This window comes from Pseudomonas sp. P4_C3, from assembly GCF_056402075.1.
This window is the reverse complement of the sequence record NZ_JBFUIC010000608.1, coordinates 1-1,395: the sequence shown is the minus strand read 5'-3', so window position 1 is coordinate 1,395 and position 1,395 is coordinate 1. Positions and strand designations below refer to the sequence as shown.

Below are 1,395 nucleotides of genomic sequence, written 5' to 3'. Positions count from 1 at the left end.
GGTGGCCGATGGCATGGCGGGCACCAAGCACGATTCCAATCAGGAACTGATCGGTCAGGGAGTGGCTAATCTGGTCACGCCATTGTTTGGCGGTTTCGCAGCTACCGGAGCCATTGCCCGTACTGCAACCAATATCCGTAACGGCGGCACGAGCCCGCTGGCCGGCATTACGCACGCGGTCACCTTGGTGCTTATTATTCTGTTTCTGGCACCTCTGGCCTCAAACATCCCACTGTGCGCTCTGGCCGCCATTCTTTTCGTGGTCGCGTACAACATGAGCGAGTTGAAGCACTTCAAACGCATGGTCCAGCGGGCTCCACGCGCAGACGTAGCTATTCTGCTCATCACTTTCAGCCTCACAGTGTTCAGTGACCTGGTGATCGCCGTGAATATCGGCGTCATTCTTGCGATGCTGCACTTCATGCGCCGCATGGCCTCATCTGTGGAGGTGCAACAGGTAATCGAGCACGAGCTTGAAGAAGAGCTGAGGGCCAATGGCCACACTCGCCTGCCGCCAGGGACATTGATTTATACGATTGAAGGGCCATTGTTCTTTGGCGCGGCTGAGACCTTCGAGCGAGTCTTGGCACAGACCCATACCGATCCACGTCTGCTGATTATTCGCTTGAAGCGTGTACCGTTTATGGATATCACTGGCTTGCAGGTGCTGGAGGAGGTCATTCAGCAACTGCACAAACGCAACATCGTGGTGAAACTCTGCGAAGCGAACACGAAGGTGCTCCACAAGCTCGATAGGGTAGGTATCTTGCAAGAAATCGGCACGGAGCATTACCACGCCGACTTCAACACCGCGCTGGCTAAAGCGGTCAGTATTGCAGAGGGCCCGTCGACCCTCTAGGGGCTTACCGCCCGTATCAGGTTATGACTTGGTAGTGGCAGCATGCTTACTTTTGGTCGAATAGCTGGCACCGTGGGTGTCCAGGTAGTCACGAATCAGTTGACGGACAACCTGCGAAGGTGTCAGGTCTTGTGCTGCACAGAGTTCCTCGAAGGCTTTTTTCTTGACGGGATCAATGAGCACAGTGAGGCGCGCAGTCTTGCTTTCCATAGGGTATTCAATCGCTCAAGTCGCTAGATGTTAATCAAATTGTAATTGCCTTGTCCCGTGCTGTCACTGTGCTGCTCGTTACTTCGACTTTACCCACAAGAAAAGATTTGGCTCTCACTGTGGGTGATGAGCCGGATCTGCTTCGACTCAGCGTGGATAATCCCCATCCCCTGCCTTATGTCCGGCTTTCAAAGCCCGGACGACATATCGACGGCCTTAACCAGCGATAGCGCATCCGGGTGAAAGATCAGGTTCAACTCACGATCAATCGTCGAGCCGCGCTGATCGATCCAAATACCGATCTCTTCAACGGCACAACCCAGGGC

General features: G+C 54.3%; 2 protein-coding genes. One reads left to right on the top strand and one right to left on the bottom strand.

All coding sequences use genetic code 11. The features are described 5' to 3' along the window. The coding region (locus tag AC1DVH_RS31115) for a SulP family inorganic anion transporter (protein WP_477757019.1) at positions 1 to 859 on the top strand (859 nt) is incomplete at its 5' end. A 21-nt stretch (positions 860 to 880) separates the two neighbouring features. Here the strand turns inward: AC1DVH_RS31115 and AC1DVH_RS31110 are convergent. Further along, complete coding sequence (locus AC1DVH_RS31110) at positions 881 to 1,069, bottom strand: CopG family transcriptional regulator (protein ID WP_477757018.1); 189 nt, start codon at positions 1,067 to 1,069, stop codon at positions 881 to 883. Positions 1,070 to 1,395: the final 326 nt, after the last annotated feature.